At 63.9% G+C, this 19,120-nt stretch carries 21 protein-coding genes and 1 riboswitch; of the genes, 13 read left to right on the forward strand and 8 right to left on the reverse strand.

Annotated features, from left to right (window positions below; translation table 11 throughout):
• Nucleotide 1 precedes the first annotated feature (1 nt).
• From WM94_RS12985 to WM94_RS13030, 10 genes are all read left to right on the forward strand, one after another.
• Nucleotides 2–667, forward strand: a complete 666-nt coding sequence (locus tag WM94_RS12985) for a riboflavin synthase (protein WP_003255399.1) — start codon at nt 2–4, stop codon at nt 665–667.
• Nucleotides 668–685: 18 nt separating this feature from the next.
• A complete protein-coding gene (gene ribBA / locus WM94_RS12990) occupies nt 686–1,777 on the forward strand; it encodes a bifunctional 3,4-dihydroxy-2-butanone-4-phosphate synthase/GTP cyclohydrolase II (protein ID WP_003259341.1) in 1,092 nt (363 codons plus the stop codon).
• A 92-nt stretch (nt 1,778–1,869) separates the two neighbouring features.
• On the forward strand, nt 1,870–2,346 hold the full coding sequence (gene ribE, locus WM94_RS12995; RefSeq protein WP_003255395.1) for a 6,7-dimethyl-8-ribityllumazine synthase: 477 nt from the start codon (nt 1,870–1,872) through the stop codon (nt 2,344–2,346).
• The gene (nusB, locus tag WM94_RS13000; RefSeq protein ID WP_013970674.1) at nt 2,343–2,843 is read left to right on the forward strand and encodes a transcription antitermination factor NusB; all 501 of its coding nucleotides are present in this window, start codon (nt 2,343–2,345) and stop codon (nt 2,841–2,843) included. The genes ribE and nusB overlap by 4 nt, the downstream gene beginning before the upstream one ends.
• An 18-nt stretch (nt 2,844–2,861) precedes the next feature.
• On the forward strand, nt 2,862–3,830 hold the full coding sequence (thiL, locus tag WM94_RS13005; RefSeq protein ID WP_061551354.1) for a thiamine-phosphate kinase: 969 nt from the start codon (nt 2,862–2,864) through the stop codon (nt 3,828–3,830).
• Nucleotides 3,827–4,330 (forward strand): phosphatidylglycerophosphatase A, encoded by a 504-nt coding sequence (locus tag WM94_RS13010; protein ID WP_004376077.1) that lies wholly within the window; start codon nt 3,827–3,829, stop codon nt 4,328–4,330. Before thiL ends, WM94_RS13010 begins: the two co-directional genes overlap by 4 nt.
• Nucleotides 4,331–4,346: 16 nt before the next feature.
• Nucleotides 4,347–5,090 (forward strand): ABC transporter substrate-binding protein, encoded by a 744-nt coding sequence (locus WM94_RS13015; protein ID WP_061551355.1) that lies wholly within the window; start codon nt 4,347–4,349, stop codon nt 5,088–5,090.
• A gap of 264 nt (nt 5,091–5,354) precedes the next feature.
• The gene (gene ribA, locus WM94_RS13020) at nt 5,355–5,972 is read left to right on the forward strand and encodes a GTP cyclohydrolase II (protein ID WP_003260612.1); all 618 of its coding nucleotides are present in this window, start codon (nt 5,355–5,357) and stop codon (nt 5,970–5,972) included.
• Nucleotides 5,969–6,388, forward strand: a complete 420-nt coding sequence (locus WM94_RS13025; protein ID WP_061551356.1) for a hypothetical protein — start codon at nt 5,969–5,971, stop codon at nt 6,386–6,388. The genes ribA and WM94_RS13025 overlap by 4 nt, the downstream gene beginning before the upstream one ends.
• Nucleotides 6,388–7,200, forward strand: a complete 813-nt coding sequence (locus tag WM94_RS13030) for a cobalamin-binding protein (RefSeq protein ID WP_061551357.1) — start codon at nt 6,388–6,390, stop codon at nt 7,198–7,200. Before WM94_RS13025 ends, WM94_RS13030 begins: the two co-directional genes overlap by 1 nt.
• A 133-nt stretch (nt 7,201–7,333) precedes the next feature.
• Here WM94_RS13030 and dxs read toward each other — a convergent pair whose 3' ends face one another.
• From dxs to ribB, 4 genes are all read right to left on the reverse strand, one after another.
• Complete coding sequence (gene dxs / locus WM94_RS13035; protein ID WP_024086183.1) at nt 7,334–9,229, reverse strand: 1-deoxy-D-xylulose-5-phosphate synthase; 1,896 nt, start codon at nt 9,227–9,229, stop codon at nt 7,334–7,336.
• A gap of 177 nt (nt 9,230–9,406) precedes the next feature.
• On the reverse strand, nt 9,407–10,294 hold the full coding sequence (gene ispA / locus WM94_RS13040) for a (2E,6E)-farnesyl diphosphate synthase (protein WP_061551358.1): 888 nt from the start codon (nt 10,292–10,294) through the stop codon (nt 9,407–9,409).
• Nucleotides 10,291–10,533 (reverse strand): exodeoxyribonuclease VII small subunit, encoded by a 243-nt coding sequence (locus tag WM94_RS13045; protein ID WP_003255380.1) that lies wholly within the window; start codon nt 10,531–10,533, stop codon nt 10,291–10,293. Before WM94_RS13045 ends, ispA begins: the two co-directional genes overlap by 4 nt.
• 207 nt (nt 10,534–10,740) lie before the next feature.
• Complete coding sequence (ribB, locus tag WM94_RS13050) at nt 10,741–11,391, reverse strand: 3,4-dihydroxy-2-butanone-4-phosphate synthase (protein ID WP_061303931.1); 651 nt, start codon at nt 11,389–11,391, stop codon at nt 10,741–10,743.
• 80 nt (nt 11,392–11,471) lie between these two features.
• Nucleotides 11,472–11,613: riboswitch (FMN riboswitch) on the reverse strand.
• Nucleotides 11,614–11,704: 91 nt separating this feature from the next.
• On the opposite strand from ribB, the gene WM94_RS13055 reads away from it, so the two are divergent.
• From WM94_RS13055 to WM94_RS13065, 3 genes are all read left to right on the forward strand, one after another.
• Complete coding sequence (locus WM94_RS13055; RefSeq protein WP_061551359.1) at nt 11,705–12,910, forward strand: RtcB family protein; 1,206 nt, start codon at nt 11,705–11,707, stop codon at nt 12,908–12,910.
• 546 nt (nt 12,911–13,456) lie between these two features.
• Nucleotides 13,457–13,720, forward strand: a complete 264-nt coding sequence (locus WM94_RS13060; protein WP_061551360.1) for a DUF3077 domain-containing protein — start codon at nt 13,457–13,459, stop codon at nt 13,718–13,720.
• A 392-nt stretch (nt 13,721–14,112) separates the two neighbouring features.
• Nucleotides 14,113–15,222, forward strand: coding sequence for an NAD(P)/FAD-dependent oxidoreductase (locus tag WM94_RS13065; RefSeq protein WP_061551361.1), 1,110 nt, complete (start codon nt 14,113–14,115; stop codon nt 15,220–15,222).
• Between the two features lie 19 nt (nt 15,223–15,241).
• On the opposite strand, the gene WM94_RS13070 is transcribed toward WM94_RS13065, so the two are convergent.
• From WM94_RS13070 to WM94_RS13085, 4 genes are read right to left on the reverse strand one after another with little or no spacing between them, the layout of a single operon-like run.
• Complete coding sequence (locus WM94_RS13070) at nt 15,242–15,919, reverse strand: cytochrome c (protein WP_061551362.1); 678 nt, start codon at nt 15,917–15,919, stop codon at nt 15,242–15,244.
• Nucleotides 15,920–15,928: 9 nt separating this feature from the next.
• A complete protein-coding gene (locus WM94_RS13075) occupies nt 15,929–16,891 on the reverse strand; it encodes a copper resistance protein B (protein ID WP_061551363.1) in 963 nt (320 codons plus the stop codon).
• Nucleotides 16,881–17,228 (reverse strand): hypothetical protein, encoded by a 348-nt coding sequence (locus WM94_RS13080; RefSeq protein WP_061551364.1) that lies wholly within the window; start codon nt 17,226–17,228, stop codon nt 16,881–16,883. Before WM94_RS13080 ends, WM94_RS13075 begins: the two co-directional genes overlap by 11 nt.
• Entirely contained in the window at nt 17,225–18,994 is a 1,770-nt protein-coding gene (locus WM94_RS13085; protein WP_061551365.1) for a copper resistance system multicopper oxidase, read from the reverse strand. Before WM94_RS13085 ends, WM94_RS13080 begins: the two co-directional genes overlap by 4 nt.
• Nucleotides 18,995–19,120: the final 126 nt, after the last annotated feature.

A 19,120-nucleotide genomic window follows, 5' to 3' on the forward strand; every position in this document is an offset into this window, starting at 1 on the left:
AATGTTCACCGGCATCATCGAATCCATCGGCACCATCCGCAGCCTGACTCCCAAGGGTGGCGACGTGCGCGTCTACGTCGAAACCGGCAAGCTCGACCTGGGTGACGTCAAGCTCGGCGACAGCATCGCCGTCAACGGCGTGTGCCTGACCGCCGTCGAACTGCCGGGCGACGGCTTCTGGGCCGACGTCAGCGTCGAAACCCTCAAGCGCACCGCCTTCATCGACCTCAAGAGCGGCAGCAAGGTCAACCTGGAAAAAGCCCTGACTCCCACTACCCGGCTGGGCGGGCATCTGGTCAGCGGCCACGTCGACGGGGTCGGCGAAATCATCTCGCGCAGCGATAACGCCCGCGCCATCCAGTTCCGCGTGCGTGCACCGAAGGAACTGGCCAAGTACATCGCCCACAAGGGTTCGATCACCGTCGACGGCACCAGCCTGACGGTCAACGAGGTCAATGGCGCCGAGTTCGAGCTGACCATTGTCCCGCACACCCTGTCCGAAACCATCATGGCCGACTACCGTGCAGGGCGTCGGGTAAACCTTGAGGTCGACCTGCTGGCCCGTTACCTGGAGCGTCTGCTGCTGGGTGACAAGGCCGCCGAACCGAGCAAGGGCAGTGGCATTACCGAAAGCTTCCTGGCCGCCAACGGCTTCTTGAAATCCTGATTGAGAAGGGGGTGCCGCGTGGCGCTCAACAGCATCGAAGAACTGGTCGAAGACATCCGCCAGGGCAAAATGGTCATCCTCATGGATGACGAAGACCGCGAAAACGAGGGCGACATCATCATGGCAGCCGAGTGCTGCCTGCCCGAGCACATCAACTTCATGGCCAAGCACGCCCGTGGTCTGATCTGCATGCCGATGACCCGCGAGCGTTGCGAAACGCTGAAGCTGCCGCTGATGGCGCCGCGCAACGGCTCGGGCTTCGGCACCAAGTTCACCGTGTCGATCGAAGCCGCCGAAGGTGTCACCACCGGCATCTCCGCCGCTGACCGCGCACGTACCGTGCAGGCGGCCGCTGCCAAGGACGCCAAGGCCGAAGACATCGTCAGCCCTGGCCACATCTTCCCGCTGATGGCCCAGCCTGGCGGTACCCTGGCCCGTGCCGGCCACACCGAGGCCGCGTGCGACCTGGCGCGCATGGCCGGTTTCGAGCCGAGCGGCGTGATCTGCGAAGTGATGAACGACGACGGCACCATGTCGCGCCGCGCCGAACTGGAAGTGTTTGCCGCCGAGCACGGCCTGAAGATCGGCACCATCGCCGACCTGATTCACTACCGCATGATCCACGAGCGCACCGTGCAGCGCGTCTCCGAGCAACCGGTCGAGAGCGAGCTGGGTGAGTTCAACCTGGTCACCTACCGCGACGCGGTGGAAGGCGACGTGCACATGGCCTTGACCCTGGGCAAGATCTGCGCCGAAGAGCCGACCCTGGTCCGCGTACACAACATGGACCCGCTGCGCGACCTGCTGCTGGTCAAGCAACCGGGCCGCTGGAGCCTGCGCGCCGCCATGGCTGCCGTGGCCGAGGCCGGCAGCGGTGTGGTATTGCTGCTGGGGCACCCGCTGGACGGCGACGTGTTGCTGGCGCACATCCGCGAAAGCGCTGGCGATGCACCAGTCAAGGCACCGACTACCTACAGCACCGTGGGTGCAGGTTCGCAGATCCTGCGCGACCTCGGTGTGCGCAAGATGCGCCTGATGAGTTCGCCGATGAAGTTCAACGCGATATCCGGATTCGATCTGGAAGTTGTAGAATACGTGCCCTCCGAGTGACTTGAGGCGGCAGTGACGCCCTCCAGCTCGAGTCCATACCCCTGTCGAGGCCGCCAGCATGCGGCCTCGCTCTTGAAGATGAGAATATCGGAATGACCCTGAAGACCATCGAAGGTACCTTCATCGCCCCCAAAGGTCGCTATGCTTTGGTGGTTGGCCGCTTCAACAGCTTCGTCGTCGAAAGCCTGGTAAGCGGTGCCGTTGACGCCCTGGTACGCCACGGTGTCAGCGAAAGCGACATCACCATCATCCGTGCCCCGGGTGCATTCGAAATCCCGCTGGTGGCACAGAAGGTCGCCCAGCAAGGCGCCTACGACGCGATCATCGCCCTGGGCGCCGTGATCCGTGGTGGTACCCCGCACTTCGAATACGTGGCGGGCGAATGCACCAAGGGCCTGGCCCAGGTGTCCATGGAGTTCGGTGTTCCGGTGGCCTTCGGCGTACTGACCGTCGACTCCATCGAGCAGGCCATCGAGCGTTCCGGCACCAAGGCCGGCAACAAAGGTGCTGAAGCTGCCCTGTCCGCTCTGGAAATGGTCAGCCTGCTGGCGCAGTTGGAGGCCAAGTGATTAGCGACGAAAGCGATCGTTTCAACCCGCGCGATCCAAAACCTGCGGATGCCGGCAAGCCATCGAAGAGTGCCAAGCGCCGCGAAGCCCGCAAGCTCGCGACCCAGGCGCTGTACCAGTGGCACATGGCGCAGCATTCGCTGAACGAGATCGAAGCGCAGTTCCGGGTCGATAACGATTTCTCCGATGTCGACGGCGCTTATTTCCGCGAGATCCTCCATGGGGTCCCGGCGATCAAGAGCGAAATCGACAGCGCCCTGAAGCCATGCCTGGACCTGGCACTGGAAGAGCTCGACCCGGTCGAGCTGGCCGTGCTGCGTCTGTCTACCTGGGAGTTCATCAAGCGCGTCGACGTACCGTACCGCGTGGTGATCAACGAAGGTGTCGAGCTGGCCAAGGTCTTCGGTGCCACCGACGGCCACAAGTTCGTCAACGGTGTGCTGGACAAGCTGGCCCCGAACCTGCGCGAAGCAGAAGTCAAGGCGAACAAGCGCTGATCCTGGCGCTTGCGGACCATGGGTGAGTTCGAGCTGATCAGCCATTACTTCGCCGCCGCGCCCTGTGCGCAAGGCGGTGAAGGCGTGGCCCTTGGCATTGGTGACGACTGCGCCTTGCTGGGCCTTCCTGTCGGCGAGCAACTGGCAGTGTCCACCGACACCCTGGTTGCCGGGGTGCATTTTCCGGCTCTGTGCGACCCTTGGTTGCTCGGCCAGCGCTCGCTGGCCGTGGCTGCCAGCGACCTGGCTGCCATGGGCGCCACCCCCATCGGCTTCACCCTTGCCCTGACCTTGCCCGAGGTCAGCGCCGACTGGCTGCAAGCCTACGCCAGCGGCCTCAACCGCATGGCCGGCCACTGCCAGCTAAGCCTTATCGGTGGCGACACCACTCGCGGCCCCCTGAGTATCACCATGACCGTGTTCGGCCGGGTTCCGGTGGGGCAGGCGTTGCGCCGTGGCGGGGCTCGTCCGGGCGACTTGCTGTGCGTGGGCGGTGAGCTGGGCAATGCGGCGGGTGCCTTGCCGCTGGTGCTGGGCCAGCGCCAGGCGGATGCCGCGCTGGCGCAACCGTTGCTCGACCATTACTGGTCACCATCGCCACAGTTCGCCCTGGGCCAACTGCTGCGCGGGCGTGCCACCTCGGCGCTGGATATTTCCGACGGCTTGCTGGCCGACTGCGGGCATATCGCCAAGGCCTCCCGTGTGGCGCTCGAGGTGAACCTGGAGCAGGTACCGGTGTCAGCCGCTCTGCAGGGGTTCCTCGGCGCCGAGGCGGCCGTGCAGGCGGCGCTGACCGGTGGCGACGACTATGTGCTGGCGTTCACCTTGCCGCCAGCCGAGCTTTCATCCCTGCAGGCACAAGGCCTGGCGGCGTTCCATGTCATCGGGCGGGTGCTCGAAGGGCAGGGTGTGAGCCTGCGCGACCGGCAGGGCCAGGACATCACCCCGCGGCAACGCGGCTATCAACATTTTAGGGAGACACCGTGACCGATCACCCCAACCAGGTGCCTGCGGAGTTTGTTCCGCCTTCGGTCTGGCGCAACCCGTGGCACTTCATCGCCTTCGGTTTCGGTTCTGGCACCTTGCCAAAGGCGCCGGGCACCTGGGGCTCGCTGGTGGCCATACCGTTCATCCCGCTGTGGCAGATGCTGCCCGACTGGGGCTACTGGCTGTTGCTGGGCGTGAGCATGCTGTTCGGCTTCTGGCTATGCGGTAAGGTCGCCAATGACTTGCGCGTGCACGACCATGAAGGCATTGTCTGGGACGAGATCGTCGGCATGTGGATAACCCTCTGGCTGGTGCCGGAAGGCTGGCAGTGGCTGCTGGCGGGGTTCCTGATGTTCCGCTTCTTCGACATTCTCAAGCCGTGGCCGATCCGCTGGGTCGACCGCCATGTGCATGGGGGTGTTGGCATCATGCTCGACGATATCCTGGCTGGCGTGTTTGCCTGGCTGGGGATGCAGGTTCTGGTTTGGGCGGTTGCCTGATACAGGGAGCGTGTGAATGGCCATGAGGACCGTGCTGCTGGCAATGCTGCTGAGCCTTGCCCCGTGGGCGGCGGCTGCCGAGGGTGTGCCGAAACAGATCCACCTGGTCAGCGAAGAGTGGCTCGACTACACCAACGCCGACGGTACCGGGGTAGCCTGGGATGTGCTGCGCAAGGTGTTCGAGCCGGCCGGGGTCAAGGTAGTGACCCAGAGCGCGCCCTACAGCCGTGCGGTCGGGCTGGTGAAGCGTGGCGAGGCTGACGCCTGGGTAGGCTCGTACAAGGAAGAGAACGACGACAACCTGTACCCGCGCTGGCACTTCGACATGGACCACATCTACGCGCTAGGGTTGGTCAGCAAGCCAGTGCCTACTCGGCAGACCATAGGCCGCTACCGCTTGGCCTGGGTGCGTGGCTACGACTTCGGTAGCTATCTGCCCGATGTGCATGACTTCCGCGAAGTCCAGCGCCGCGAAGGCATCCTGCCGATGCTCGAGCATGACCGCGTGGACTTCTACATCGATGCGCTGACCGAGATCGACTACGTGCTCGGCCAGACCTCCCAGCCCGAGCGCTTCCGCCGCACCCATGTGGCCGAACTGCCGCTGTACCTGGCCTTTGCCCGCAGCGACCAGGCCAAGGCCCTGCGCGACCTGTTCGACAAGCGCATGGCCGAGCTGGTGCGCAGTGGTGAGCTGAAGCCGATCTTCGAGCACTGGCAGCAGCCGTATCCGTTCAGCCCGGATAGCAAACCGCATTGAGGCGCAGAGCACCAAGGCCTGTGCGGTCCCTGTGGGAGCGGGTTTACCCGCGAACACCGGCGAAGCCGGTGCCAGGCACCGCGTTACCTTCTTCGCGGGTAAACCCGCTCCCACAGAAGCCCGCGTAGGGGGCAGGGTTGATCGATGGCCTAATAAGCATCGAACTTTTCGATCTTACCCCACGGTATTCAGCCAGCCCACATCCCCCAACCTGCTGATACAATCGGCGCACGAGAAATTTTCAACTTATTCCAGGAGCACAACGTGCCCGTCGTCTTTGTTGCCGCCTCTAAACTCCCGACTCCCTTCGCGACCTTCACCATGCATGGCTTCCTCGACGAAGCCACTGGCCGTGAGCACGTGGTGCTCAGCCTGGGTGACATCGCGGACGGCCAGCCGGTGCTGGGGCGCCTGCACTCCGAGTGCCTGACCGGCGATGCCCTGTTCAGCCAGCGCTGCGACTGCGGCTCGCAGCTGGAAGCCGCGCTGCAGGCCATCGCCCGTGAAGGCCGTGGCGTGCTGCTGTACCTGCGCCAGGAAGGCCGTGGCATCGGCCTGCTTAACAAGATTCGCGCCTACGAGCTGCAGGATGGTGGCGCCGATACCGTCGAGGCCAACGAGCGCCTGGGCTTTGCCGCCGACCAGCGCGACTACGCCATGTGCCTGCCGATGCTGGAGCACCTGGGCGTGAAGTCGTTGCGCCTGATGACCAACAACCCGCGCAAGGTCAAAGCCCTGACCGACATGAACATCGTCGTCGCCGAGCGCGTACCGCTGCACACCGGGCACAACCCGCACAACCGCTACTACCTGGCGACGAAGGCCGGCAAGCTGGGCCACATGCTGGGTAACGAGCACCAGGGCGAGGTGCCTCAGGCGTGACCCGCGCCGAGGTCAAGCGGCGCCTGGCGCTGGCCTGGTGGCAGTACCTGGCGGTGGGCCTGGTGCCGCTGCCAGTGATGGCCTGGGCCTTCGGTGGCGGTGATGCGCTGGCCTCGGTGCTGGCCATGCCACTGTTCATTGCCGGCGCGGCGACCATGTTCCTCAGCCTGCCGCGCTTCGGTGCCTACAAGCGCGCCCTCATCGCCACATCCAAGGTGCTCGGCACTGGTGAAGAGCCCGCCGCCTGGATCGAGCTGGCGCGGGTGCGGCGCCTGGCCATTCTGTATGCCTGCTTCCCGGCCTGGGTCGCCGCCTTGTCGGTGCTGGTCGGCCTCGAGGCGGTGCCGCAGATCCTGCTGGCGTTGTCCACCGCAGTGGTGCTGTACCTCTATCGCATTCCACGCCAGCTCGGCTGATGCGCCTGCTGCCCGGCCTGCTGGTGCTGTTCGCCTGTTCCGCACTGGCCGCCGAACCCCTGCGGGTGGTCAGCCTGGCCCCGTCGATGAGCGAGATCATGCTCGAACTGCAGGCCGATGACCTGCTGGTCGGTGTGCTCGACGGTGGCGAACGGCCGGCGGCGCTGCGCGAGTTGCCCTCGGTGGGGCGCCAGGGGCAACTGGACCTCGAACGCCTGCTCAGCCTGCGCCCCGACCTGTTGCTGCTGTGGCCGGGCAGCGTGCCGCCGGCGCAACGCGACCAGCTCAAGCGCCTGGGTATCGCAACGTACAGCGCAGAACCCCATGATATCGACCAGCTGATCGAGCAGATCGAAGCCATCGCCGAACGAATCGGCCGTGCCGAACAGGGCCATCGGTATGCCCAGGCCCTGCGTGAACGACTGCGTCAGCTGCGCCAGCAGTATCGACGGGACGAGCCCTTGCAGGTGTTCTACCAGGTCTGGGACCGACCGCTGTATACGCTCGGTGGCCGGCAGGTGGTCAGCGATGCCCTGGCCGTTTGCGGCGCGCGTAATGTCTTCGCCGATTTCACCCAGGCGGCGCCGCAGGTAAATGTGGAGTCTGTGCTGCTGCGCAACCCGCAGGTCATTCTGGCGGGAGATCAGGCGCAGCTGGCGGGTTGGAAGGCCTGGCCACAACTGCGTGCAGTTGCCGATGATCGTTTACTGGTGGTGCCAGACAAGGGCCTGGAGCGGCCTAGTGGGCAGATGATCGAAGCTACGGCGCGTTTGTGTGCGTTGCTCGAGGCTAAAGCACCAACGCCCAGGTGAGGTTCTGCTAGGGCTGCGCCCTCCATCGCTGGCAAGCCAGGCTCCTACAGGGATAGCGCATGGCTTGAGGCTGGCGCGGTCGAGGTAGGAGCTGGCTTGCCGGCGAAAGGGCCGCAAAGCGGCCCCCAAGGGATTACAACCCGAGCCTGGCCATCCGAGCTTTCACCGAAGCCTCGATCCCAGCCGCATCCAGCCCGCACTCAGCCAGCATCTGCGCCGGCTTGGCATGCTCGACATAGATGTCCGGCAACCCCAGGTGCAGCAGCGGTTTCACGATCGCCTGGCTGGCCAGGAACTCACCCACAGCCGCACCGGCACCGCCCATGATGGCGTTTTCTTCGATGGTTACCAGCAGCTCATGGCTTGCAGCCAGCTCCAGCACCAGCGCCTCGTCCAGCGGTTTGACGAAACGCATGTCCACAACGGTAGCGTTGATCTGCTCGGCAACCTGCATGGCCTCGGCCAGTTGCACGCCGAACACCAGCAAAGCGACTTTCTCGCCCTGGCGACGGACCACGCCCTTGCCGATTTCCAGCGGCTCCAGGTCACCGCTGATCGGCGCGTTCGGGCCGGTGCCACGCGGGTAGCGCACAGCCGCCGGGCCGTTGTACAGGTGGCCGGTGCTGAGCATCTTGCGCAGTTCGTTTTCGTCGCTTGGGGTCATCACCAGCATGCCCGGGATGCAGCGCAGGTACGACAGGTCGTAGCTGCCCGCGTGGGTCGGGCCGTCTTCGCCGACCAGGCCGGCGCGGTCGATGGCGAACAGCACGTCAAGATTCTGTACCGCCACGTCGTGGATCAGCTGGTCGTAGGCGCGCTGCAGGAAGGTGGAGTAGATCGCCACCACCGGCTTGCTGCCCTCGCAGGCCATGCCGGCCGCCAGGGTCACGGCATGTTGCTCGGCGATTGCCACGTCGAAGTAACGCTCCGGGTAGCGCTCGCTGAACTCGACCAGGTCGGAGCCTTCCTTCATCGCCGGGGTGATGCCCACCAGGCGGTTGTCGGCGGCAGCCATGTCGCACAGCCACTGGCCGAACACCGCGGAGTATTTCGGGCCGCTGGCTTTCTTCGGTGCGGCGGGTTTGTCGGCCGGCTCCAGCTTGGTGATGGCGTGGTAGCCGATAGGGTCGATCTCGGCCGGGGCGAAGCCCTTGCCCTTCTTGGTCACCACGTGCAGGAACTGCGGGCCCTTGAGGTCACGCATATTCCGCAGGGTGGCGATCATGGTCGGCAGGTCGTGGCCGTCGATCGGGCCGATGTAGTTCCAGCCCAGTTCTTCGAACAGCGTGCCCGGCACCAGCATGCCCTTGGCGTACTCCTCGGTGCGGCGGGCGATCTCCCAGGCGCCTGGCAGGCGCGACAGCACTTTCTTGCTGCCTTCGCGCATGCTCGCGTAGGTGCGGCTGGAGAGGATCTTGGCCAGGTAGTTGGACAGGCCGCCGACATTGCGCGAAATCGACATGTCGTTGTCGTTGAGGATCACCAGCATGTCGGCGTTGACTTCCTGGGCGTGGTTCAACGCCTCGAAGGCCATGCCGGCGGTCAGCGCGCCGTCACCGATCACCGCGATCGACTTGCGGTCGCTGTTCTGCAGGCGGGCGGCAATGGCCATGCCCAGTGCGGCGCTGATCGAGGTGCTGGAGTGGCCGACGCCGAAGGTGTCGTACTCGCTCTCGCTGCGGCGCGGGAAGGCGGCGATGCCGTCCTTCTGGCGCAGGCTGAGCATGCGGTTACGGCGCCCGGTGAGGATCTTGTGCGGGTAGGCCTGGTGCCCCACGTCCCACACCAGCCGGTCGTCGGGGGTGTCGAAGACATAGTGCAGGGCGATGGTCAGCTCGATGACGCCCAGGCCGGCACCAAAATGCCCACCGGTCTGACCCACGGTGTAGAGCAGTTCCTGGCGCAGTTCGTCGGCCAGGGTCTCCAGGTCGGCTTCGGCCAGCCGGCGCAGGCCGGCAGGCGTGTCAGCGCGGTCGAGCAACGGCGTGACCGGGCGTTCGCGGGGGATCTCTTGAAACGTCGTGGGCATCAGGCGAGTCGTTATAGGTGTGTGAAGACGCGGCAGTTTACCCCATTGTAGGAAATACTGCCCATTCAACCACGGGTTACGCGGCCCCTGTGGGAGCGGGTTCACCCGCGAATGCGGCGGTAAACTCAACATCGCATTCGCGGGTAAACCCGCTCCCACAGGGATTGGTGTCGTTGCTTAATTGCGGCGTTCGACGATGTAACGCGCCAACGCCCGCAGCGGTTCGGCCTTTTCGCCGAACCCTTGCAGTGCGACCAGCGCCTGGTCGCGCAGTTCGATCCCATAGGCCTTGGCCGCTTCCAGGCCCAGCAGCGCCGGGTAGGTCGGTTTGTCACGGGCGATATCGGCCCCCTGGCGTTTGCCCAGGGTGGCGGTGTCGCTTTCCACGTCAAGGATGTCGTCCTGCACCTGGAACGCCAGGCCGATGGCCTGTGCATAGGTCTGCAAGGCATCCAGTTGCGCCTGTTCGGCGCGGGCGCTGGCCAGGGCGCCGAGGCGCACGCTGGCTTCGATCAGCGCGCCGGTCTTGTGCCGGTGCATGAACTCCAGCGCCTGCTGGTCCAGCTTCAGGCCAACCGAGCCCAGGTCGATGGCCTGGCCACCGACCATGCCTGCCGGGCCGGCAGCCTTGGCCAGGGCCTGGACCATGGCCAGGCGAATGCTGTCAGCCTGTGGGCTCAGGCGCGGGTCGAGCAGGGCGCTGAAGGCCAGGCTCTGCAGACCGTCGCCGGCGAGGATCGCGCAGGCTTCATCGAAGGCTTTGTGGGTGGTCGGCTGGCCGCGGCGCAGGTCGTCGTCATCCATGGCCGGCAGGTCGTCATGCACCAGCGAGTACGCGTGGATCAGTTCCACCGCACAGGCTGCGCCGTTGGCCTGTTCGGCCGGGGCGCCCAATGCTTCGCAGGCCGCGTAAGCCAGCAGCGGACGAACGCGTTTGCCACCGTTCATCACGCTGTAGCGCATGGCGGTGTAAAGGCGTTCGAGTTCCTTGGTCGGGGCGACGAACAACGGTTCGAGGGCGGCGTCGACCCGCGCCTGGCAGCTGGCCTGGTAGGTGCCGATCATGCTTCCGGCTCCGCGTCGAAGGGCTGGGCAGCCAGTTCGCCATCGCGTTCCAGCAGGATCTGCACCTTCTGTTCGGCCTGGGCCAGGGCACCCTGGCAATCGCGGGTCAGGGCGATGCCTTGCTCGAAGGCGGCCAGCGACTCTTCCAGCGACAACTCGCCGTTCTCCAGGCGCTCGACCAGTGCTTGCAGGTCTGCGAGGGATTGCTCGAAATCGAGGGAGGCTTTTTTGCGGGCCATGGCGACTGTCTCGGTAGCATTCAGAACGGCGCGACACTAGCAGAGCGGGGCGGGGGGAGCAAACTTCCGGCAGCCTGAGGTTGCACTTGCCGGCCTCTTCGCGGGTAAACCCGCTCCCACAGGTACTGCACCGGTTCCGAGTCTGCGCGGTCCCTGTGGGAGCGGGTTTACCCGCGAATGGGCCGCAAAGCGGCCCCGTGCGGTGGATCAGGCTGGCTCTGCCTCGAGCTCCAGCATGGCCTCACGGTACCGCGCCAGTTCCTCGATGGTCAGCACCGGCAGATTGTATTGCCGCGCATACACCGCCACCTGCTCGCCACGGGCCATCGTGCCATCGGGGTTCATCAGTTCGCACAGCACTGCCGCCGGGCGCAACCCGGCCAGGCGTGCCAGGTCTACCGAGCCTTCGGTGTGGCCACGGCGGGTCAGCACCCCGCCATTGCGGGCGCGCAGCGGGAATACATGCCCCGGGCTGACGATATGGCGCTGCTCCGCAGTAGAGCGCAATGCCGCGCCAATGGTGGTGATGCGGTCCTGGGCGGACACCCCGGTGGTGATGCCTTCCGCCGCCTCGATGGTGACGGTGAAGCCGGTGCCATGGCGGGCCTGATTGTTCTGCACCATGGGTGCCAGTTGCAGTTCGTCGACGGTGGCCTCGTCCAGGCACAGGCAGACGATGCCGCTGCAATCGCGAATCATCATGGCCATGGTCTGCAGCGAGATGTTCTCGGCGGCGGCGATGATGTCCGCTTCGTCCTCGCGGTCGTCGTCGTCGAGCAGCAGCACAGGGCGCCCGGCCCGGAAGGCGGCGATGGCGGCGCTGACATTGGGGAATTGCGGGTGGTGCGTGGTGGACATGAAACGCTCCTCGTGAATGATCGATGAACGTCTCGGGGCGAACAAAATGCGCGCGCAGGGGCGCCCGGATGGCCCCTGCCTGACGCCTTCTTTCATCCGGACTATGACCGTCGGCTCTGGAGTCTCACCAGATCTGCTGACCCCCGGCATGGCCGGGGCGCTCGCGGGCTCATCTTTCGATTTACCGCCGGTGGGGACTTTCACCCCGCCCTGAAGACCCGCCAAGCATACAGCACATTGCCACCTCGCTGGCAACCGACGGCTCTACGACCTTTGGCGGTATCATTCGGCTATGCATTCGAGGAACAGCCCCATGGACATTCTCCAGGTCGCCGGCGGCAAGCCGGTCAAGTTGTGGACCGACGGCGTACCGGTGGAAGACGACGCCCGCAAGCAACTGCTCAACACAGCCAGGATGCCGTTCATCTTCAAGCACCTGGCTGTGATGCCGGACGTGCACCTGGGCAAGGGCTCGACCATCGGCAGTGTGATCCCCACGGTTGGCGCAATCATCCCCGCCGCGGTGGGTGTGGATATCGGCTGCGGAATGATCGCCGCGCGCACGTCGCTGTACGCCCGCGACCTGCCGGACAACCTGCATGGCCTGCGCAATGCCATCGAGCACGCCGTGCCGCATGGCAAGACCTTCGGCAAACATGACCAGGGCGCCTGGGCCGATGTGCCAGCCAAGGCGGACAAGGCCTGGGGGCAGTTGGCCGGGCGCTTCAAGGCCATCACCGACAAGTACCCGCGCCTGGAGAAGACCAATAACCGCCATCACCTGGGGACGCTGGGCGGCGGCAACCACTTCATCGAGGTGTGCCTGGACGAGGCCGACCGCGTCTGGTTCATGCTGCACAGCGGCTCCCGGGGCGTGGGCAATGCCATTGGCAACCTGTTCATCGAACTGGCCCAGGCCGACATGCGCCAGCACCTGGCCAACCTGCCGGACAAGGACCTGGCGTATTTCGAGGAAGGCAGCCGCCATTTCGCCGACTACGTCGAAGCGGTGGAGTGGGCGCAGGACTACGCCAGGCAGAACCGCGAGCTGATGATGCTGGCGGTGGTCGGTGCGGCTCGCAAGGCGCTCGGTAAACCGTTCGAGGCCAGCCTGGAAGCGGTGAACTGCCACCACAACTATGTGCAGCGCGAGCAGCATTTTGGCCGAGAGGTGCTGGTGACGCGCAAGGGGGCGGTGTCGGCGCAGAAAGGGCAGTTGGGCATCATTCCCGGCTCGATGGGGGCCAAGAGCTTCATCGTGCGAGGGCTGGGCAACGAGGAGTCTTTCTGTTCCTGCAGCCATGGTGCCGGCCGGGTGATGAGCCGGACCAAGGCCAAGAGCCGCTTCACCGTGGAAGACCAGCGGCGGGCCACGGCGCATGTGGAATGCCGCAAGGACAAGGAGGTGATCGACGAGATCCCCATGGCCTACAAGGACATCGATGCGGTGATGCGCGCGCAGCAGGAATTGGTGGAGGTGGTGCACACCTTGCGGCAGGTGGTGTGTGTGAAGGGCTGACAGGTTTACCGAGATATCCCTTCATTCGAGCCGCGGTATGACTTCTGATAATCAGATTTTTCCCGTTGCGCGTAGGCCATTTCTGAAATAGCTTCCTAGCGCCCCAATGGCATGCCATTGCGCGCGCTTGAGGGTGGCTGCGTACGGGAGGTTTTCGAACCTGCCGGTTTCGTTCTCTGCCGGTCTTGCAGACCTGTACGTGGCCGCCACCCATCACACTGCAAGTAATGAGTGGCGGTTCTAGCCAATCAACTGAGAACCTCACCATGCTTAAGATTGTCCCCGATCCCCCCACGATATTCATTCCCTTGAAGACACCCTGATCCGGGCCACGGACTACGCGCTGTGCGCGGCGACCGTTGTGCATCAGGCCATGCTGCTGCCCGCTCAGCCTCGGACTTTGCACTGAGGCTTGAGTGATGTGTTGTCTGGGCCGGCCTTTTCGCGGGTAAACCCGCTCCTACAACGATCGGTGGTCCATGTAGGAGCGGGTTTACCCGCGAAAGGGCCCGTCCAGGCAGTCGAGAATTTTCAGGGGGTTCAAAAATGACCACAGAAGACACCCATTTCACTGTCGGCAAGACCACGTTCTACCAAGGCGAACACGGCACCCACCCACTGTTTCGCATCGAGCCCGGCATCCCCTGCCGCGATGCCCGCGAGCAGTCCTCAGAGTTGATGGGCTATGTCCGCGAACTGACCATCACCGGCCTGATGGATGAGAAGCCGATGATGATCTGGGCTGCGCACTACCTGAGTGCGATGGCCAAGGCGCTGATGGATGATGCTGAATTGGGCATGGGGCAGTGAGCGTTTGCCTTTAGGTCGCATGAGGGCCGCAAGGTGTTCGCCGCGGCAGTTTCAGCGCCTGTCAGACCGAGCGCCGCCCGCGCGGCGCTTCGCAGCACAAGGCTGCTCCTACATCTGTTTCGGGCCAGTCCTTCCTGTGTAATTCGCGTGCGAACGCCTTGGCGCATGCCGTGATAACGCGTCGCACAAACAAGGCGACCGCGCGCCCCTGGCACAGGCGATATTGGCCCGAAACAAATGTAGGAGCAGCCTTGTGCTGCGAAGCGCCGCGCGGGCGGCGCTCGGTCTCACAGGCGCTGCAAACCTGTCGGTATACACCTGATGGCCCGCTTGATTAGAGTGGCGCCTGGGGTGATACAGGCCAGTCAAGCCTTTCGACAAGCGAGGTGCAGGTGAGCGTTGATATCGAGTGTGTGGTGGTCGGGGCCGGCGTGGTCGGACTGGCGGTGGCGCGCGCCCTGGCCCAGGCTGGCCATGAAGTGCTGGTGGTGGAGGCGGGCGAGGGCATTGGCGTCGGGGTCAGCTCGCGCAACTCCGAGGTGATCCACGCCGGCCTGTATTACCCCGATGGCAGCCTGAAGGCGCAGTTGTGTGTCGAGGGCAAGCAACGCCTGTATGCCTATTGCGACAGTCGGGGCGTTGAATACCAACGCCTCGGCAAACTGATCGTCGCCACCGATGCGGCCCAGGTCGAAGGCTTGCAGCGCCTGCTGGAGCAGGGCCGGCGCAATGGTGTCGATGACCTGCAATGGCTCGACGCCGACCAAGCGCGTGAGTTGGAGCCGGCGCTGTCATGTGTCGCCGCGCTGTGGTCGCCGTCCACCGGCATCATCGACTCCCACGGTTTGATGCTCGCCCTGCTGGGTGACGCCGAGGCCGCAGGCGCCACCTTGGTACTGCATACCCCACTGCTTGCCGCGCGGGTGATCGAGGCCGGTTTCAGCCTGGACATGGGCGGTGCCGAGCCGATGAGCCTGACCTGCCAGCGGCTGGTCAACTGCGCCGGGTTATCGGCAGTTGAAGTCGCTGGGCACATCACCGGCCTCGATCCGGCCCATGTGCCCAAGGCCTATCTATGCAAAGGCAGCTATTTCAGCCTGAGCGGTCGCGCGCCATTTCGGCACCTGGTGTACCCCGCACCGGAGCACGCCGGCCTGGGCGTGCACATGACCCTCGACCTGGGCGGCCAGGCGCGCTTCGGCCCGGATGTGGAGTGGGTGGAAAATATCGACTACCCGGTAGACCCCCGACGCGGCGACAGCTTCTACGCTGCAGTACGGCGCTATTGGCCCGACCTGCCAGACGCCAGCCTGCAACCGGCCTACAGCGGCATCCGCCCGAAGATCAGCGGCCCGCAGGACCCGGCGGCAGACTTTGTCATCAGTACGCCCATCGAGCATGGCGTGCCGGGGCTGGTGAACCTGTTTGGTATCGAGTCACCGGGTTTGACCAGTTGCCTGGCATTGGCGGATCGCGTGCTGCGTACCCTGCGTGACAACTGAAGGCAGTGCCGAGCAGCCTTCAGTCTTTATGCATGTGCTGCTTGCCATCGCGATGAGTATGGGCCTTTGAATGCCCCTCATCATGCTGGCTTGCGCCCGAGGCCTGCTCACCATGGTGGCCAGGCACGTTGCCGCGGTGCTGGCCTTCATGGTTGTGCATTTCACTTTCGCCACCACCATGCTGGTGGCCGCCACTGGCCGCGACCATCGTTTTGTACTGCTCGGCGTTCAACTGAGGTAGCTGGTCCAGGAAGGCGACGATGCCCCAGATGTATTCATCGCCCATGCTCTTGCCCCAGGCCGGCATGCCGGAGGCCTTGATGCCGTGCTTGATGATCCAGAACGCCGCAGCAGGGTCGCCACCGATACCGCTTATGGTCAGGTTGGGGGGTGATGGATACAGAGCCTGGCTGAGCTCGGTCTTCTCGACGCCAGGGGCAAGGTGGCAACCGATGCACATGGCATTGTAGTTACCGGCGCCGGTACGAATCAGCGCTTCATCTTTCAGGTCTGGCACCTCGATGTCCCTGGCCCGTACTGCGATGGAGCGGTCCCGGGCCATGGCCAGAAACGCATGCACGGCGGGGAAATGGGGATCATCGGCCCCCACGTTGACCAGGCCGGAGTACGCAGCACCCAGCACGGCCACGCTGGCCACTGCGCCTGCTGCAACAAGCGTTGTTATTGTTCTTTTCATGTCTGGTTCTCAAAACCACATGCGGATACCGGCCACGAAACGCGCTTCATCCACATCACCACCGTCGTCGCGGACGAAATCGGCGGTTTTGCCGTAGGAGCGGCTCCAGGTGATGCCGATGTAGGGGGCGAACTGGCGGACAATTTCATAGCGCAGGCGCAGCCCGACTTCGGTATTTGCCAGTCCGGAACCCACACCGCGCCCAGGGTCGTTCTTGCCATAGAAGTTGACTTCAGCGGTCGGCTGCAGGATCAGGCGGTTGGTCAGCAGAATGTCATAGTCGCCTTCCAGGCGAGCGGCAGTCTGGCCGTTCTCGCCAATGAACGCGGTGGCTTCGGCTTCGAAGTCGTAAAGCGCCATGCCCTGGATACCGAACGCCGCCCAGGTCTGGGGAGATTCAGGCTTGAAGTCCTGGCGCACCCCGGCAACCACATCCCACCATGGGCTGATCGAGCGGCCGTACAGCAGCTGCAATTCGGCATCTTCGGTGACACCGTTGGTGCGTTCACCTTCGGAGCGGATCCACAGCCGGTTGATATCGCCGCCTACCCAGCCAGAAGCATCCCAGGCCAGCGTGCTGCCTTCATCCGCATCTTGGTACTCGAGCTGATCTAGCAGGAAGAAGCTGTTGATAGCACTGTCGTGCATCTGATGCCCACCCAATGGGGGGAAGGCTGCCTGGCGGTCGGCGTCGGTCAGGACCGGGATCGGGGTACGGCTTGTTGTCGGTGTATCCGCCGAGCCTTGGTTCATTGTCGAATGGTCCATAGCCTCATGATTCATAGCCTCATGATTCATAGCTCCATGATTCATCGCGCCATGGTCCATGCCCTGCATGCTGCCATGATCCATCTCGCCGTGGTCCATCATCGAATGGTCCATTTCTTCAGCGGCGAAGCTGGGCGCAGCGCCCAGCGCCCCCAGCGTAACGGTCAGTGCCAGCAGCGATGGTCGTGCCAGGCTATTGAGCATCTTTCCCTGCCTTGGCTTTGTTACTGCCATGGGATTCCATCATCTTGCCGTGGTCCATGCCCTGCATCGAACCATGGTCCATACCCTTCATGGCGTCATGGTTCATACCTTTCATCGAGCTGTGATCCATCCCTTTCATGGCGCCATGGTCCATGCCCTTCATCGCACCATGGTCCATGCCTTGGGCACTCCTGGCTTCCTTGGCATCGGCAGACTGCTGATCGTTGCCGTCGGACCAGGATGATGGGGCATAAACTGCAAACAGGCCGGCCATTGCAGCAGAAAGGAAAAACGCGCTTCGTTTCATTGGTTTGCTCATCTCGGATCTCCAGTTCATTCGTCCACACGGACTTCGCGGAACATGCCCATTTCCATGTGGAACAGCAGGTGACAGTGATAGGCCCAACGTCCTAAAGCATCTGCAGTGACGCGGTAGCTTCGTTTTGAGCCAGGCGGCATGTCGATCGTGTGTTTGCGCACCATGAAGTTGCCGTTCTCATCCTCCAGGTCGCTCCACATGCCATGCAGGTGGATGGGGTGAGTCATCATGGTGTCGTTGACCAGGGTGATGCGCAGGCGCTCGCCATACTTGAGGCGCAATGGCTCGGCATCGGAAAACTTGATGCCGTCAAAGGACCAGGCGAACTTTTCCATGTGGCCGGTGAGGTGCAGCTCGATTGTGCGACCTGGCGCGCGGCCGTCCGGGTCCGGGAAGGTGCTGCGCAGGTCCGCATAGGTCAGCACACGGCGGCCGTTGTCACGCAGCCCGATGCCCGGATCGCCCAGTTTTGGCGTAGGGGTCATCGTCTGCATGTCGACCAGGGGGTTGTTGGTCTCGGATTCTGGGTGGCTCTGCATGGCTGCGTTGGCGCCAGCCATGTTGCCATGGTCCATGCCGGCCATGCTGCCGTGGTCCATGCCAGCCATGTCGCCGTGATCCATGCCAGCCATGCTGCCGTGGTCCATTCCACCCATACCGCCATGGTCCATGCCCATATCGCTCATGGAAATGATCGGCCGTGGATCGACAGCTGGAACAGGGGCTTGCAAGCCTTCGCGAACAGCCAGGGTGCCCCTGGAATACCCGGTGCGGTCCATGGATTGAGCGAAAATGGTGTAAGCCTGCTCGCTTTCGGGTTCGACGATGACATCGTAGGTTTCGGCAACGGCAATGCGGAACTCGTCGACCGAAACGGGCTTTACATGCTGCCCGTCCGCCGCGACAACCGTCATCTTCAGGCCGGGAATTCGCACATCGAAATACGTCATGGCCGAGCCGTTGATGAAGCGCAGGCGGATTTTCTCGCCCGGCTTGAACACGCCCGTCCAGTTACCGTCGGGGGCCTGGCCGTTCATCAGGTAGGTGTAGGTGTAGCCGCTCACGTCAGCGAGATCGGTGGGGCTCATTTTCATCTCGGCCCACATCTTGCGGTCGGCTACCGCGGCGGACCAGCCCATTTCGCTCACATCGTTGACGAAATCGCCCACCGTGCGCTTGTGGTAGTTGTAGTAGTCGGACTGCTTCTTGAGCTTGGACAGCACCCGTGCAGGGTCTTCATCCGTCCAGTCGCTGAGCATGACCACGTAGTCCCGGTCATAGGTGAACGGCTCAGGCTCTTTCGCGTCGATGACCAGGGCGCCATACACCCCGACCTGCTCCTGGAAACCGGAGTGGCTGTGGTACCAGTAGGTGCCGTTCTGCTGGACCTTGAACTTGTACTCATACATGCCGTCGGGGGCGATGCCATGGAAGCTCAGGCCCGGCACCCCGTCCATGTTCGCCGGCAGGATGATGCCGTGCCAGTGGATGGAGGTGTCCTGCTGCAAGCGGTTGCGCACACGCAGCGTGACGGTATCGCCTTCGCGCCAGCGCAGGATGGGCCCGGGAATGGAGCCGTTGATGGCCATCGCTGTGCGCGCAGCGCCGGTAATGTTGACCGGCAGCTCACCGATGTAGAGATCGAAGTCCGTGCCGCTCAGCACACTCGGTTGGCCCGGGCTGGTCACGGCCCAGACCGGCGCGCGCCACATGCCAAGCCCGCCAAGCAGTCCGGTAGCGGCCAGGCCTTTGACGAAAGAGCGTCTGGTGGTTTTGCTTTGCATGCCGTTGCGTCCAGTCAGTCGAAAAGTTGCTGGTATTCAGGCGGTTCAACGCCCCAGCCCGTGGGGCTAGAAGCCCCCCACAATCTTCCTTAACGCTAGCGGACCTGCGCTGTCAGCTGGCTGAGC

The sequence above is a fragment of the Pseudomonas sp. ABFPK genome (assembly GCF_001586765.1).
Taxonomy (GTDB): domain Bacteria; phylum Pseudomonadota; class Gammaproteobacteria; order Pseudomonadales; family Pseudomonadaceae; genus Aquipseudomonas; species Aquipseudomonas asiatica.